Source organism: Winogradskyella sp. UBA3174 (genome assembly GCF_002364335.1).
Taxonomy (GTDB): Bacteria; Bacteroidota; Bacteroidia; order Flavobacteriales; family Flavobacteriaceae; genus Winogradskyella.
In genome coordinates, this window is sequence record NZ_DEXW01000048.1 from 45,409 (window position 1) to 59,328 (window position 13,920).

General features: G+C 33.8%; 11 protein-coding genes. 5 read left to right on the plus strand and 6 right to left on the minus strand.

Annotation, left to right across the window (positions count from 1 at the left end; genetic code table 11):
• Positions 1 to 59: 59 nt before the first annotated feature.
• Complete coding sequence (locus tag B2U95_RS09160; RefSeq protein ID WP_296315348.1) at positions 60 to 1,217, plus strand: ATP-binding protein; 1,158 nt, start codon at positions 60 to 62, stop codon at positions 1,215 to 1,217.
• 32 nt (positions 1,218 to 1,249) lie between these two features.
• Here B2U95_RS09160 and B2U95_RS09165 read toward each other — a convergent pair whose 3' ends face one another.
• From B2U95_RS09165 to B2U95_RS09185, 5 genes are all read right to left on the minus strand, one after another.
• A complete protein-coding gene (locus tag B2U95_RS09165) occupies positions 1,250 to 1,813 on the minus strand; it encodes an OmpH family outer membrane protein (RefSeq protein WP_296315352.1) in 564 nt (187 codons plus the stop codon).
• 213 nt (positions 1,814 to 2,026) lie between these two features.
• Complete coding sequence (locus B2U95_RS09170; RefSeq protein ID WP_296315353.1) at positions 2,027 to 2,887, minus strand: class I SAM-dependent methyltransferase; 861 nt, start codon at positions 2,885 to 2,887, stop codon at positions 2,027 to 2,029.
• Positions 2,888 to 2,952: 65 nt separating this feature from the next.
• On the minus strand, positions 2,953 to 4,824 hold the full coding sequence (mnmG, locus tag B2U95_RS09175) for a tRNA uridine-5-carboxymethylaminomethyl(34) synthesis enzyme MnmG (RefSeq protein ID WP_296315354.1): 1,872 nt from the start codon (positions 4,822 to 4,824) through the stop codon (positions 2,953 to 2,955).
• An 81-nt stretch (positions 4,825 to 4,905) separates the two neighbouring features.
• The gene (gene ybeY, locus B2U95_RS09180; RefSeq protein WP_296315357.1) at positions 4,906 to 5,316 is read right to left on the minus strand and encodes an rRNA maturation RNase YbeY; all 411 of its coding nucleotides are present in this window, start codon (positions 5,314 to 5,316) and stop codon (positions 4,906 to 4,908) included.
• The gene (locus B2U95_RS09185) at positions 5,309 to 8,902 is read right to left on the minus strand and encodes a DUF4175 family protein (RefSeq protein ID WP_296315359.1); all 3,594 of its coding nucleotides are present in this window, start codon (positions 8,900 to 8,902) and stop codon (positions 5,309 to 5,311) included. The genes ybeY and B2U95_RS09185 overlap by 8 nt, the downstream gene beginning before the upstream one ends.
• A 109-nt stretch (positions 8,903 to 9,011) precedes the next feature.
• Here B2U95_RS09185 and B2U95_RS09190 point away from each other — a divergent pair, with 109 nt between their 5' ends.
• Both B2U95_RS09190 and gltX read left to right on the plus strand, forming a co-directional pair.
• Positions 9,012 to 10,055, plus strand: a complete 1,044-nt coding sequence (locus tag B2U95_RS09190; protein ID WP_296315361.1) for an alkane 1-monooxygenase — start codon at positions 9,012 to 9,014, stop codon at positions 10,053 to 10,055.
• A 60-nt stretch (positions 10,056 to 10,115) separates the two neighbouring features.
• A complete protein-coding gene (gltX, locus tag B2U95_RS09195; protein WP_296315363.1) occupies positions 10,116 to 11,633 on the plus strand; it encodes a glutamate--tRNA ligase in 1,518 nt (505 codons plus the stop codon).
• 44 nt (positions 11,634 to 11,677) lie between these two features.
• Here the strand turns inward: gltX and B2U95_RS09200 are convergent, their stop codons facing one another.
• The gene (locus B2U95_RS09200) at positions 11,678 to 12,370 is read right to left on the minus strand and encodes a hypothetical protein (RefSeq protein ID WP_296315365.1); all 693 of its coding nucleotides are present in this window, start codon (positions 12,368 to 12,370) and stop codon (positions 11,678 to 11,680) included.
• A 94-nt stretch (positions 12,371 to 12,464) separates the two neighbouring features.
• On the opposite strand from B2U95_RS09200, the gene B2U95_RS09205 reads away from it, so the two are divergent.
• A complete protein-coding gene (locus B2U95_RS09205) occupies positions 12,465 to 13,391 on the plus strand; it encodes an SPFH domain-containing protein (protein ID WP_296315368.1) in 927 nt (308 codons plus the stop codon).
• Positions 13,384 to 13,905, plus strand: a complete 522-nt coding sequence (locus B2U95_RS09210) for a hypothetical protein (RefSeq protein ID WP_296315369.1) — start codon at positions 13,384 to 13,386, stop codon at positions 13,903 to 13,905. The genes B2U95_RS09205 and B2U95_RS09210 overlap by 8 nt, the downstream gene beginning before the upstream one ends.
• The last annotated feature ends 15 nt before the right edge of the window (positions 13,906 to 13,920 follow it).

The window sequence follows — 13,920 nt, forward strand, 5'->3', positions numbered from 1 at the left end:
AAATTTGAAAGGCAAATATAAAGATTAGAAAACATAAAAAAATTACATAGTTTTGCTTTATGTTATTTTCTGAAATTTTAGGGCAAAAACATATAAAAAACCATCTTACAACAAGTGTTGACGCAGGCAGAATTGCACATGCACAATTATTTGTTGGTCCAGAAGGTTCTGGTACACTCCCAATGGCTTTAGCTTACGCTCAATATATTTTGTGCAGCAACTCTAATGCTGAAAATACTGGTGGTAATGATTCTTGTAATTTAAAGTTTAAAAAATTCTCACATCCAGATTTACACTTTGCATTTCCGGTTACAACAAGCGATAAGGTTAAAAGCAAGCCTGTTTCGAGTTACTACTTACCAGAATGGCGTCAACTCTTAGACCAACAACCTTATGGTAATTTATTTGATTGGTACAAACTACTTGGTATTGACAATAAACAAGGCCAAATTGGTGTTGATGAAGCTTTACAAATCGTAAAATCACTTTCACTTAAAGCTTATGAAGGAGGTCATAAAATAATGTTGATTTGGATGGCTGAAAAAATGAATACAGCAGCGGCCAACAAACTTTTAAAATTAATTGAAGAGCCACCAGAAAAAACTGTTTTCATTCTTATTGCAGAAGATGAAGAGCAAATTATAAACACAATTAGATCACGTTGTCAGGTTTTACATTTTCCACCTTTAGCTGAATCCGCTATCACGGACGCACTAGTAAAGAATTATCATATTGAAAACTCCGTCGCTTCAAAAATAGCACACCAAGCTAATGGTAATTATAATAAAGCATGTGACCTAATATATCAGGATAGTGAAGATATTCAGTTTGAAAAATGGTTTATACTTTGGGTACGTTCTGCATTTAAAGCTAAAGGAAATAAAAGCGCTATTCACGATTTAATTTCTTGGTCTGAAGAGGTCGCTAAAACTGGCCGTGAAACTCAAAAGAAATTTTTAAAGTTTTGTCTGAATTATTTTAGACAAGCTTTACTAATGAATTATAAGGCTAATGAGCTCGTTTATTTAGAACCAAAATCTGAAAGTTTTAAGCTAGAAAAGTTCGCTCCCTTTGTTCACGATTCAAATATTTTAGAAATCTCAGATGAATTACAAGATGCAATTTACCATATAGAACGGAATGGCAACTCTAAGATTATTCTTACAGATTTATCGATTAAACTAACACGTTTATTGCATAAAAAAAGTCAAGCTTAAGCTTGACTTTTAATAAAAATAAGTTTTCGTTTTTACTTTTCAGAAACTTCTTTCTCTTCTGTAGCGACTACTTTCTCTGTGCTTTTTACGTTGTAAGCCTCGTTTATTGCTTTAGCTACTTCTTCCGAAATATCGTTAGACGCACTTCCATATAAAACACTACCAGCTTCATTTTTCCCTAATATATAAGTATATCCTTTTGCCTTTCCATATTCACCAACAAATGCCTTAACCTTAACAATCACAGAATCCATTTCTTGATTAAAAGATTGTTGCATCTGTTGCTGCTCTAATTGCAGTTGTTGTTGTATGCCTTGCCACTTTTGGCTAAATTCTTGAGAACCTTCTTGCTGCTTATCTTGAGATAACTGACTTAATCTCATTTGCGTTTGTTGAGCATCTATTTGATAAGATTGACCCACACTATCTGTCTTTCTCGTATAAGCTTCATCCTTTTTCTTGAACCTCGTTTCGATATCAATTTTCATTTGATAATCGTTGATGACTTTTCCGTTATCAACAAATGCAATTTTCTGCTGCTCTTGGCAAGATGAAAATGCGAGTAAAACAACCATCGCAATAATTATTCTCTTCATAATATTATTCTAATTAAATTTTTGTAAATGTATAAAAGTTCATTTATGTTTTCACTAATTTTTTAGATATTGATTATATCTATGCTAAAAGCTATTTAATATTTTAAAAAACTATTGAAATTGAATCGTAATAAAGCGTTTTAAGGACGTTTCTTTTTTTTTGGTTATAAAATCACTAGGTTAGTTCTAAAGCTAAAAGGAGCTCTTTTTAAATTACGAATTGCCGCTTTTTAAGATGTAAATATGAGAAGAATGCTCATTTGTATTTCTTGCTTTACGATTTGACCTGAAACCTATCCAAAATGCTTTGAATGGATTCATAAATCCTGATCTATATTTTTCCGAAAGCAAGCTCACATAATAAGCGTCAAAAATCATAGGTAACGTTTTTACCAACTGTAAATTTTGCTTTTTAAATAATTCTAAAATGGATGTTTTAGAAAAGTGCCAAAGATGTCTTGGCACATCGTAAGCTGCCCAAAAGTTTTTGTAGTATTTAGCATCATAACTCTTAAAGTTTGGAACTGCAATTACAAGAGTTCCTTTTGGTTTTAAAAGTGATTTAAATAATGCTGCATGCATTTCTAAATCTGGTAGATGCTCTAGAACATGCCAAAGCGTAATGACATCAAAACTATTAGGTTCTAATTTTTCTAAATGCTCTATTTCAAAAACAGAATTATTTGTTTTTGAATTGGCGATTTTTCTTGCTTGTTGGTTAGGTTCTATTCCTGTAATCGTCCAATTCGCTTTTAAAGCTGTTTCCAAAAAATCACCTGTTCCACAACCAATGTCTAGTAAATTTTTATTCTTTGAATCAAAAGAATTAATAAGTTTCAACTTACGCTTTAATGAAACTTGACGCACTAAATGATACACATATTCTAAAAGATTGCGCTTTGTATCTGTGTGTGAAATATAGTCTTCACTTTTATAATAGTTAGATAGTTTATCTGTTTGTGGCTGCGGAAATGTTTCTAACATGTCTAACTCCTCATTGTGTAACAATTGGAATTCTTCTCCTGAAACAGAGTGGTCTTTTACAGTTAGATATGTTGGATTTTGGTTTGCCACGAATTTGAGAATACGGTTCTTTAATTTCTAATATTTTACAAATTGTTTCACGTGGAACATATTATTTATCTTCCTAAGTAAACTAATAAAACAGAAATGTCGTTAGGTGATACACCACTGATACGAGAAGCCTGAGAAATGGTGACTGGTTCAATAGCTGTTAATTTTTGTCTTGCCTCCATACTCATAGATTTAAGCTTTGTATAGTCAAAACCTGCAGGAATTTTTAAATTCTCAAGTCTATTTAGTTTATCGGCATTGTTCTTCTCCTTTTCTATATAACCAGAATACTTAACTTGAATTGCTGTTTGCTCAAGTACCTCAGTATCTAATTCATTAGACTGAATAAAGTTCTCTACTGATTCAAATTTACGAACATCGTCTATTGTGATATTGGGTCTCGCAAATAACTTAAACATTTTATCTTGTTGTTTAACGGGAGCAGAGCTTTTAGCCTCTAAAACAGGGTTTGCTTCTGCCGGAGTTACACTTGTGTCTCTAAAAAACTGAACAAAAGCATCTGACTTGGATTGTTTAATTTGCATTCGATCTAGACGCTTTTTAGAGGCTAATCCTAATTGATACCCCTTTGGTGTTAGTCTAAAATCCGCATTGTCTTGTCTTAGTAAGGTTCTGTATTCTGCCCTAGAGGTAAACATTCTGTAAGGCTCATCAGTTCCTTTGGTGATTAAATCATCTATTAAAACTCCTATATAAGCTTCATCACGTTGCAGCGTAAAAGCTTCCTTTTCTTGGACTTTTAAGCTAGCATTTATACCAGCCATTAATCCTTGGGATGCCGCTTCTTCGTAACCTGTTGTTCCGTTAATCTGACCTGCGAAATATAAACCCTCCACTAACTTGGTTTCAAGCGTGTGCTTTAATTGTGTTGGTGGAAAATAATCGTATTCTATAGCATAACCGGGTCTAAAGAATTTTACATTTTCAAAACCAACAACAGAACGTAATGCCTTAAACTGAATATCTTCTGGTAAAGATGTTGAAAATCCGTTGACATAAACCTCACAAGTATTCCAACCTTCTGGCTCAACAAACAGCTGATGACTATCTTTATCTGCGAAACGATTAATCTTATCTTCTATAGATGGACAATAACGTGGTCCAACACTTTTAATTCTACCGTTAAACATTGGAGAACGATCAAAACCTTCCCGTAATAAATCATGAACTAATTGACTCGTGTGAGTCATGTGACAAGAACGCTGTTCTTTAAGGATACTCGTCGTATCTAAATACGAAAATTTCTCTGGCTTTTCATCACCAGGTTGTTCAACCATTTTAGAGTAATCCAATGATCTTCCGTCTACTCTTGGCGGTGTTCCTGTTTTCATTCTACCAGACTCAAAGCCAAATTCTCTTAGCTGTTCTGTAATTCCGGTTGCTGCTCTTTCACCCGCTCTTCCTCCCCCAAAATTCTTGTTACCAATATGTATTAGACCGTTAAGGAAAGTTCCATTTGTAAGTACTACAGATTTAGCCCTTACTTCTATTCCTAGTGATGTTTTAACACCAACTACTTTATGATTTTCTACAATAAGTCCTGAAACCATTTCTTGGTAAAAATCAAGATTTGGTGTGCCCTCTAATAACAATCTCCAATCTTCCGCAAAGCGCATTCTATCGCTTTGCACTCTAGGGCTCCACATTGCAGGCCCTTTAGATTTGTTCAACATTTTGAATTGGATCGCAGATGTATCTGATACAATACCGCTATACCCTCCAAGCGCATCAATCTCTCTTACTATTTGCCCCTTAGCGATTCCTCCCATTGCAGGATTACAAGACATCTGTGCTATGTTCTGAAGATTCATTGTAATTAACAGTGTTTTACTTCCCATATTAGCTGCTGCTGCTGCTGCTTCACTTCCTGCGTGACCAGCTCCAACTACTATAACATCGTAAACGTCATTAAACATAATTCAATTCATTTATGTTCCACGTGGAACAATTTGGTTTCAAAAATTTCAGTTTGCAAATATACAATGAAATAGCGATACTTAAGAACGCTTAGATAAGTAGTGATCTTCTTTTGAACGCATCAACTTTTCATCCTCCTGGTTCTTGTCTTTATATCCGCAATAATGTAAAATACCATGAATAATCACTCTCGCTATTTCATCTTTAAAAACAACCTTAAAGTCTATAGCATTCTCTTTCACTCTATCTGCAGAAATATAGATGTCACCATGTAGTTCTTTTCCTATAGAATAATCAAAACTTATGATGTCAGTTAAGGTGTCGTGATTAAGAAAATCTTGATTAATTTTCACCAAATAATCATCCGTACAAAAGATATAATTAATCTCTCCTTCTTTGCGGTTCTCTTCTAAAATGGCTTTAGATATCCATTTAGAAATATCGTTAGAATTTTCTAATTCAAAATCTGTTTCGTAGTTAAAACTAATCATTGGTGTTTTTAAAATACTCTTGGATCTTTTTCTTAAAATGATTCTGCAAAGGTAGTACTTGGCGATTTAAAATTTCAGTAGTATTAAAATATTGTTTAGCTGTTGGTATTTGACTTGGGTTTGTTTGGTTAAACTGCTTTTTATTAGTTTCAGATTTACGCTTAGAATCTTGTCCTTGCATAAATGTTGCATTCTCTAATTTGAGTAATTGATGTTGTAAATCCATCATCTTTTGCAAGGTTTGATTTGTGAACCCAGAATTTAATAAATCGAGTTCGATGTCCTCCATTTTTTTAATCAATTCGCCAGCAGATTCAATCTTACCTTCTTTAACCATTCGGTCTTCTAATGCTTGACGCAATAATTGTTGTTTCTGATAAATCTTGAAAAGCTCTCCATTTTGTTCTTCACTTCCTCCTTCACCATAACCATCATTCTTTTCGCCTTCTACATCAGCTCCTTCACCACCTTTTTTTCCGTTCTTACCATCCTTTCCATTCTTGCCTTCTTTTCCGCCCTGTTTACCTTCACTATTATTATTATTGCCATTCTCTCCACTCTGACCGCCTTCACCATCTTTTCCTTGTTGTTTTCCATCTTTACCATTCTCTCCACTCTGACCACTTTCACCTTCTTTGCCTTCTTTACCTGTTTCTCCAGGTTTTTCTCCCTCACCATCTTTTCCCTCTTCACCTGGTTTCTTGCCTTGTCCTTCTTTTCCTTCTTCACCTTCCTTTCCTTCTTCACTTTTCTTAACACCTTCCTCCATCTCCTTGTTTAGCTCTTCTTGGCTCATAATAATATCTTGAAGCTGCTCGCCACCTCCAGAACCAGAACTTGGTTGTTGGTTCATGGACATTTCCATATTATCTAAAACATCACTTAAAAAACTTGCTAATTCGTTACTTGCAGTAATAGCGTATTGTTGAGATGAAACACCTTGATACAATCTGTTCTCTGTGAGTTGACCAAGTGCTTTATCTATATTAAAATATACATCTGTAATCTGAGAATTTACTTTTTCCGAAAGCTTAGGTTGTCTTAATGATAAAGAAAATAAACTATCGTCTATGTGTTCAAAATGGTCTCTAAGATTACTTTGTTCTATAATATACTTGCCATACTTATTATTATCTATATCAATACCGTCAAACGTATTCATAAGTGACTCTTGATCAAACGAATACAATAATAAATTTTCTAATATTTGACGAAGTGTATCAATATCCTCAGACATTTGGTCGCCACCACCACCACCACTAGCGCTCTGCTTTAGCATTTCGCTCATTTCTTTCATCTTCTTTGCAGCCTTCTTTTGTCTTTCTTTTGCCTTCTCTTGTTCCTCTTTGGCTACTTCTGGTTTTTGTTCTTCTGCGCTCTGTTCCTGTTTTTCTAAAGCTTCTTTGGCTTTTTTCTGATCGTATTTCACACCATCTTCTAAAGGTTTGTCCCTAGGGATATCCATTGGTTTTTGAAGACGTCTATCTTCTTGCTTTAAATCATCTAAATCTTTTTGTAACTCATTAAAATCTTTATTTAATTCTTCCTGAGCTTCTTTAGTGTTTTCTTTATCTTTTTCCGAAAGCTCTTCTTGCTTCTCAGCTAATTTTTCGAGTTCACTCGCTATTTTTTCAGCTTTCTTCATTACATAAAAACGCTTGGTTAATTCCAAAAGCTGTTTCATGCTGCGTTTCTTATTCTTGTTTTGTTTAGCTAACTCTTCTAGCTTTTGGGTAAACTCTTCTTTGTTTATTTTGTCTTTTAATTCTTCAAGTTCTTCAAGTAATTTTTCGTCTTGCTTTAACTGTTCTTCGTTTTCTTTTAAGCGCTCTTTCAAATCTTCCTTAAATGGGTCTTCTTCTTTCTTTTCATTCTGAAACTCCTCTATATTCTCCTGAAGCTTTTTATTGAAGTTTTTCATCAACTGTTCTTGATTCTTCTGACGCTTTAAAAAATCTTCGAATTTCTTTTTGTCATTAAAGTTGAGGCTTTCCTTTTCTTTTTGAGTTTTAGATAACTCTTCTAACTTTTTATCTTGTTCTTGAAGCTTATCAAACGTTTTGCTAATATCTTTTATAGTTTCGTTTTGTTCTTGGAGTTGCTTCTGCTCTTCTTCGTCTTTGGTTCGTTTTCGGTAACTAAAAACGCTGCTTTTTGTATGCTTGTAATTATGAATTACGTCGTTATCAAAAACTTCGAAATACAATTGATAACTAACTCCTTCTTCCAAATTAAACTGATTAGGAAACGCACTCACGAATTCGCTAAAATTAGATTTTGAAATACTAATCGGCTCAATCACCTTTTTAGATTCATCTTCAGACGGATAATACACTAACTGTAACTTGCTTAAGCCGTAATCGTCACTTGCTTGTCCATAGAAATATAAACTTTGTTGATCTATTGAATCTTTCTGAACTTTAATACTTAGTACTGGGTAGATATCTCTAACAACACTAATATTATATGCTAAATTCTCATAATCTTTAAGGCTTTTATTACTTGTTGAAATACTGTAATTATAGTTTTTATATAACCGTTTTGACGCTTCAAAATTACCATTGTCGCCTGTGGTGAAGCTCAACGTGTCAGCAGCATAAATATTAACGCTAGTTGTAGATTTTGTTTTTGCTCTCCAGGTTACATTTGTACCTTCAGGAATCACAGCAGAACCAGTGCTTTTAAGAGTTTCGTCTTGATTCTTAGTGTGAGACGGATAGTCTAAAATCATTTCGAAATTCACCAAATTCGGTGTGTTTATAACGTTTAAAGTATACTGTTTAGATAACACATCATTTGCTAATAGTGTAAATTCAACAGCTTCTTTAGGAAGACTAAATGTATATTGAAACTCACCTGGAGCAATCTGCTGTAAAAAATACGATTGTCCATTAAATTTTATCTGCGGATTCTCTGGAATTACATCACCAGCTGTTGAAACCAATAGTTTAAACTTCTTGTTTTCAATAGCTTCTAACGATTCATTAATCACAAAAAAATAAAATGGTGCTGGTGGCTCATAAGCCATTTGATAATTTACAACACGCTCGTAACTATCGCTAAACCAGTTTATTTTTCCTGAAACTAGAGATAACAATATAATTACAATTGGTATGGCAGCATATTTTAAATACTTGGTATTAGAATTAAAATTAATTGCTGATTTAAACGGAATAGGTTGCAACTCTTGAGACTTCTGTTCTATACTTGCAAAAAGCAAATCAGATTGCTTTGAATTTTGATTTAACTGAAGTACGTTGAGTAATTTGTCATTGACTTCTGGGAAATGGTTTCCGATAAGTTTTGAAGCTGTTTCGTAATTTATACCTTGTCTCAATTTAAATAAGTGAGATATAGGGATAGCTATAAACTTAATAAATAGACCTATTTCTACCGCAATAAAAGTCCAAAATAAAATAGTTCTTGCTGTTGGGTTTAACCAAAGCATATATTCTACAAACAAAGTAACGATGAGATACAACAGGCCTATGGCAAAAAATAAGATAGCTCCTTTAAGCAACTCACTAGTATAATACCTTTTAATGAACTGCTCTAATTTGTGTTTTATGGTTTCAAAATTGCTCATATACTATTCTAACTGACTAATTTACGATTTTATTTTAACAGCCATTTCTTTAAATTTGGTAAGATTCTGTTAATTTAGAGGAATTAATTGTTAAATCATATCGCTTTTTATGAAGGATCTGAAATACTTAGCAGCATTTTCAATACCGATAATGGCCTTTATAGGCTTATATTTTAAGGGTTACTGGGTTTGGGCTACACCGATTTTTGCCTTTGTTTGTATCCCTATATTAGAACTTATTTTCCCAATAGATACCGACAATTTAAAACCTGAAGAAGCGGATAGTAAATTAAAACAAAACCTCTTTGACTGGTTACTATATCTTAATTTACCTTTAATTTTTGGGCTGATTATATATGCATTATTCACAGTGTCAAATGAAATTTTAGCAACGTATGAATTTGTAGGTTTAATCGTTTCTGTTGGAATTGTTTTAGGTGTTAATGGTATTAACGTAGCGCATGAACTCGGACACAGACAAACCACAAACGAACGCTTTTTAGGAAAAGCTTTACTTCTGCCTTCGTTTTATATGCATTTTTATATTGAACACAATTTTGGCCATCATTTACATGCAGCAACACCCGAAGATCCTGCAACAGCGCGTTACAATCAAAGTGTGTATTCATTTTGGTTTACCTCAACAATTAGACAATATTTTGGTGCATGGAAAATTCAGAATAAGTTATTAAAAAATAATAACCAGTCTTTCTTATCAATTAAGAACGATATGTTGTGGTATGTTGTTTTTCAAATCACTTACGTATCAGCAATTGTCTTAATATTTAGTACAGCAGCTTTACTATTTGCTGTTTTTTCGGGAATTATTGGTTTTATTTTACTTGAAACTGTGAATTATATTGAACATTATGGCTTATTGCGTTTACCAACTAAATCTGGTCGGTACGAACGCGTTAAAGAAATGCACTCATGGAATTCAAACCATGTTATTGGCAGAATTGTTTTGTATGAATTGACAAGGCATAGCGATCATCATTTTAAATCTTCAAAAAAATATCAGGTATTAGATTGCCACGATGAAAGTCCGCAAATGCCATACGGTTACCCAACCTCTATGGTTTTAGCTATGATTCCGCCTTTATGGTTTCGGATAATGAATAAGCGTGTTCCTAAAGAAATGATTACATCTTAAATTTTTATTTACTTTGTTCTCAAACCTTATCAAACTATCTTTGCGCTTTAATTTGCAATTATGTCTAAAAACGTACGCGTGCGCTTTGCGCCAAGTCCAACAGGACCTTTACATATTGGTGGTGTAAGAACTGCTTTATTCAACTATTTATTTGCTAAAAAACATGGTGGTGATTTTGTACTTCGTATTGAAGATACAGATCAAAATCGCTATGTTGATGGTGCAGAAGATTATATTGTAAACGCTTTAAATTGGTGTAAAATTCCTTTTGATGAAGGCCCAGGAAAGAACGAGAAATTTGGCCCTTACAGACAAAGCGAGCGTAAACATTTATATAAGCAATATGCCGATCAATTGATTTCAAATGGCAATGCTTATTACGCTTTTGATACACCTAAGCAATTAGATGCACACAGAAAAGGCCATGAAGCTGAAGGTAAAACCTTTATTTACAATTGGCACAATCGCGAAAAAGGACGTTTAGTAAATTCTTTAGTATTAACTGAAGCAGAAACGCAATCTAAAATTGTGTCTGGAGATGATTTTGTAATTCGGTTTAAGTCTCCACAAGATGAAACCTTGCATTTAAAAGATCTTATTCGTGGAAACATGACGATTGACACTAATGTATTAGATGACAAAATCCTATTTAAAAGTGACGGTATGCCAACCTATCATTTAGCAAATATTGTAGACGACCATTTAATGGAAATCTCGCATGTTATTCGTGGTGAGGAATGGCTACCCTCTTTAGCTTTACATAAATTACTATACGATGCATTTGGTTGGGAGGCACCGCAATTTGCACACCTTCCTTTAATTTTAAAACCCACTGGAAAAGGGAAATTAAGCAAACGAGATGGTGATAAATTAGGGTTTCCTGTGTTTCCTTTAGAGTATACGGCACCAGACGGAACAGTCTCAAGGGGCTACAAAGAAGATGGTTATTTTGCAGAATCTGTTATTAATTTCTTGGCCTTTTTAGGTTGGAATCCAGGAACAGAACAAGAACTGTTTAATTTGGAGCAATTAATCTCAGATTTTGATTTAGCAAGAGTTAATAAGGCTGGAGCGCGTTTTGATCCTGATAAAACAAAGTGGTTTAATCACCAGTATATGCAACAACAGTTAGATTTGGATTTGGCTGAGCAGTATAAATCTATACAACCAGAATTGGCAGACGTAGATGTTAATTATATTGCTTTAGTTGTTCATTTAATAAAAGAACGAGCAACATTCATTAGCGGTTTTTGGGAATTAAGTGATTTCTTCTTTACCGCACCAACGTCTTATGATGAAAAGGCCTCTAAAAAAGCCTTAAAAGAAGGTACTACTGACGTTCTTAATAAAGTCATAGCGCTTGTAAAAACAACTGATGATTTTACGGTTGAAAACCTTCAAACAAACATTAAAGGTTGGATTACAGACTACGAAATTGGCTTCGGAAAAGTAATGATGCCGTTGCGTTTAGCCTTGGTTGGCGCTTTACAAGGTCCTGACGTTTTTGATATTATGTTTATGATTGGTAGAGACGAAACTGTAAGTCGTGTGGAGGCTTTAATAAAGTTTATAGGCTAGTTTAAATAAGACTCTAAAACAAACTCAGAGTGACAAATCAATTTTTAAAACGTAATCAAGGCTGAAAAAGTAAGCATACTTTGATTACCCTTAAAGTTGCTCTTGCCTGCACCTGAATTAAACTCTTGGTCATTTAGTTTATTCAACATATTAGTGAAGCCGTATATGTACTGTGCTCTAAATTTTATGAACTTAAAACCTAAAGTAGCTCCAACAGCTCCGTTTACATTAAACTGCGAAATATCTTCTAAATTCTTAGCTAAAACGGTCTCAGAACCGGCTAATGTTACAAAAAGGTTTTCTTCATCAGAAGACTGCATTTCTAATTTTCCATTATACTGAATTACCGGACCTAAATCTAATGTAATAAAGTTAGGTATGACTTTTACATGAAAAAGTAACGACAACTGTACCGCCATTAACTTGTATTCTATCTGTGTGTCTCGAAAGGCATCTTCATCAAACTCAGCTCCTGTTATTTCGAGTGTGTTTTCAGAAAGTTGCATACCATAGCTAATGTTATACCATTTATGAGGTAAATCTCCGGTGGCAGAAGCGCTAATTAGCCAACCATTACCCTTTGTAGTATTAAAATTATCTGTTAGAATATCAAACTGTGTCAATCCTCCGCCAATCGCAAATCCATTGCTTATTTTATAACGTCTGTGCTGTGCGTAACCAATTGTAACAAAAGCGATACAAATAAAGACCAATAAGAGGTGTTTTGAATTTTTCATGCAATTTGAGTGCTGATTAGAACAAACCTATGTAAAATAATTTAATATTACTTACTTTTAATCTTTAGTATTTACTAACCTTAAAAAACTTATTATGGGTAATTTTATTTTCTTTCCGATTCTATTTTTTGGATTAATTATTTTAATATCAGCCTTCTTTGTCGTGAAACAACAAACCGCTGCGATTATAGAGCGCTTTGGTAAATTTCAAAGTATTAGACAATCTGGGTTACAGATGAAAATTCCATTAGTAGATCGTATTTCTGGTAAACTAAGCCTAAAGATTCAACAATTAGACGTTATGATTGAAACCAAAACTTTAGATGATGTATTTGTGCGTCTAAAAGTTTCTGTTCAGTATAAAGTCATTAAAGATAAAGTGTATGACGCTTTTTACAAGCTAGATTATCCACATGACCAAATTACCTCTTATGTTTTTGATGTGGTACGAGCAGAAGTACCAAAGATGAAACTAGATGACGTTTTTGTGCGCAAAGACGATGTTGCTATTGCTGTTAAGTCTGAACTTAACGATGCGATGATGGAATATGGTTATGATATTATTAAAACCTTAGTAACAGACATAGATCCTGACGCACAAGTAAAAGAGGCTATGAATAGAATTAATGCTGCTGATAGAGAAAAAACAGCCGCCCAATTTGAAGGTGATGCCGCGCGTATTCTTATCGTGGAAAAAGCAAAAGCAGAAGCCGAAAGTAAACGTTTACAAGGGCAAGGTATTGCAGACCAACGTCGCGAAATAGCTCGAGGTTTAGAGGAGTCTGTAGAAGTTTTAAATAAAGTTGGTATTAATTCTCAAGAAGCTTCTGCTCTTATTGTGGTAACACAGCATTATGATACACTTCAGTCTATAGGACAACAAACCAATAGTAACTTAATCTTATTACCTAATTCTCCGCAGGCCGGAAGTAACATGCTAAACGATATGGTCGCTAGTTTTAGCGCCAGCAACCAGATTGGTGAAGCCATGAAAAATGCTAAAAATAAAATAGATGAATAGACTCAAAAATTTACTACTACTAGTTGTAGTAACCATTAATCTAAGTGTATTTTCTCAAACCAAAGAAGACGCTCTAAAAGATGCTAAACTAACATCGAAAGCAACACTTGAAATGGATTTTGAAACTGTTTTAAATCATACACTTCCAAAAGTAGTAGATTTAATGGGCGGACAAGATGCCGCGCTCACGCTTTTAATAAGCACTTTTGATACAATGAAAATGCAAGGCTTTGTTTTTGAAAAAGCAGATATTATTAGCGTTTCAGATATTGTAAAAGAGCAAGGACAATACCGCTGTATTGTTGAGGGTTTTAATCAAATGAAAATGGCTCAACAACGTATAAAATCTAAAAGTTATCTTTTAGGTGTTTATAATGAAGCGGAGGGGTTTTGGTGGTTTATTGAAGCAAAGCAACTAAAAAATCAACCTTTGATAGATCAGGTTATACCTAATTTTGAAACCAGTCTCACTATACCAGATGACGATGTGGAGGTAGAAACTCTTGAAGATTAATAAAAAGCCTCGAAA